Here is a 2,260-nt window from a genome sequence, read left to right on the forward strand (position 1 = left end):
GAAACATCCCATACATGACCGAAAAAGGCTCTTTTGTCATTAACGGAGCAGAACGTGTAATTGTATCTCAGTTGCACCGTTCGCCGGGTGTATTCTTCGCGCAAAGCAAGCATACCAACGGTACGAAACTATATTCTGCTCGTATCATTCCGTTCAAAGGTTCGTGGATTGAATTTGCCACGGACGTGAACAACGTGATGTATGCATATATTGACCGGAAGAAGAAATTCCCGGTTACTACCCTGTTACGTGCTATCGGCTATGGTACGGACAAAGACATTCTGGATCTATTCGGATTGTCGGAGGAGGTGAAGGCTGATAAAAAGATTCTGAAGAAGGCTGTAGGTCGTAAGCTGGCCGCTCGGGTGCTCCGCACTTGGACAGAAGACTTCGTAGATGAAGATACCGGTGAGGTAGTGTCTATCGACCGGAACGAGGTATTGTTGGAGCGTGACTCGACTATTGAAGACGAGGACATCGACACAATCATCAACTCGGGTACGAAGTCGGTTATTCTGCACCGCGAGAACGTGAATATTGCGGACTACGCAATTATTTACAATACGCTGCAAAAGGATAACTCCAACTCGGAGAAGGAAGCTGTAGAGCAAATCTATCGTCAGCTCCGCAATACGGAAGCACCTGACGAAGAGACGGCTCGCGACATCATCCAAAAACTGTTCTTCTCGGATAAGCGCTACGACCTTGGCGACGTAGGTCGCTACCGTATCAATAAGAAGCTGGGTATCGATACCAACTGGGAAGCTCGTGTGCTGACCAACGAGGATATCGTACTTATCGTGAAATACCTGATCGGGTTGATCAACTCGAAGGCCATTGTCGATGACATTGACCACTTGAGCAACCGCCGGGTACGCACAGTAGGGGAGCAGCTCTATGCCCAATTTGGGGTAGGCCTTGCTCGCATGGCGCGTACTATCAAGGAGCGCATGAACGTGCGTGATAACGAAGACTTCAAACCGGTTGATCTGATCAACGCTCGGACTTTGTCGTCGGTTATCAACTCGTTCTTCGGCACTAACCAACTGTCGCAGTTTATGGACCAAACCAACCCACTGGCCGAGGTGACGCACAAGCGTCGCGTATCGGCACTGGGGCCGGGAGGTCTGTCGCGGGAGCGTGCTGGTTTCGAGGTACGCGACGTACACTATACACACTACGGTCGTTTGTGCACCATTGAGACGCCAGAGGGTCCGAACATCGGTCTAATTTCGTCGCTGTGTGTGCACGCTCGGGTAAACTCGATGGGCTTCATTGAGACGCCTTACCGTACGGTAGAAAGCGGCAAGGTCGACATGACCGAGAACGTGAAGTATCTGACGGCTGAGGAAGAAGATACCCACCACATCGCGCAGGCAAACGCCCGTTTGGATGATTCGGGTAACTTCGTAAATGAACTGGTGAAAGGCCGTTTCGAGGGTGACTTCCCGGTAGTAGGTCCTGACGAGTATAGCTACATGGACGTAGCACCGAACCAGATTGTATCGGTAGCTGCTTCACTGATTCCGTTCTTGGAGCACGACGATGCTAACCGTGCCCTGATGGGTTCGAACATGCAACGTCAGGCTGTGCCGCTGCTGAAAGCTACTGCACCCATCGTAGGCACAGGACTGGAAGGTCGTGTGGCAATCGATTCGCGGACGCTGGTAGTAGCCGAGGGCAACGGGGTAATCGATTATGTAGATGCCAACAAGATCATTGTGAAATATGATCTGACGGCTGATGACATCCTCGTGAGCTTTGATGCGGAGCGTATCACCTACGATCTGATCAAGTTCCGTCGCACGAACCAAGATACTTGCATCAACCTTTCACCTATTGTGAAGCGCGGTCAGCGCGTGAGCAAAGGAGAGCCGCTGTGTGAAGGCTACGGCACTAACAACGGCGAGTTAGCACTTGGACGCAATATGCAGGTGGCCTTTATGCCATGGCAGGGTTACAACTTCGAGGATGCTATTGTCATCTCGGAGCGTGTAGTGCGCGACGATATCTTCACCTCGATTCACATTGAGGAATTTGAATTAGAAGTGCGTGAAACTAAGCGCGGCGAAGAAGAACTGACGTCGGAGATTCCGAACGTAAGTGAAGAAGCTGTGCGCAATCTTGACGATAACGGTATCATCCGTTTGGGTGCTGAAGTTCGTGAAGGCGACATTCTCATCGGTAAGATTACACCGAAAGGTGAAACGGATCCTACCCCGGTAGAGATGCTACTCCTCGCCATCTTTGGTGTCATAGC

Annotated in this window: 1 protein-coding gene; it reads left to right on the plus strand. The window is 51.0% G+C overall.

Annotation, left to right across the window (positions count from 1 at the left end; genetic code table 11):
• Nucleotides 1-2,260, plus strand: a 2,260-nt coding sequence (gene rpoB, locus J4D97_RS22750) for a DNA-directed RNA polymerase subunit beta (RefSeq protein ID WP_208309590.1), incomplete at both ends; no start/stop codon positions are given.

The sequence above is a fragment of the Hymenobacter defluvii genome, from assembly GCF_017589435.1.
Lineage (GTDB): Bacteria > Bacteroidota > Bacteroidia > Cytophagales > Hymenobacteraceae > Hymenobacter > Hymenobacter profundi.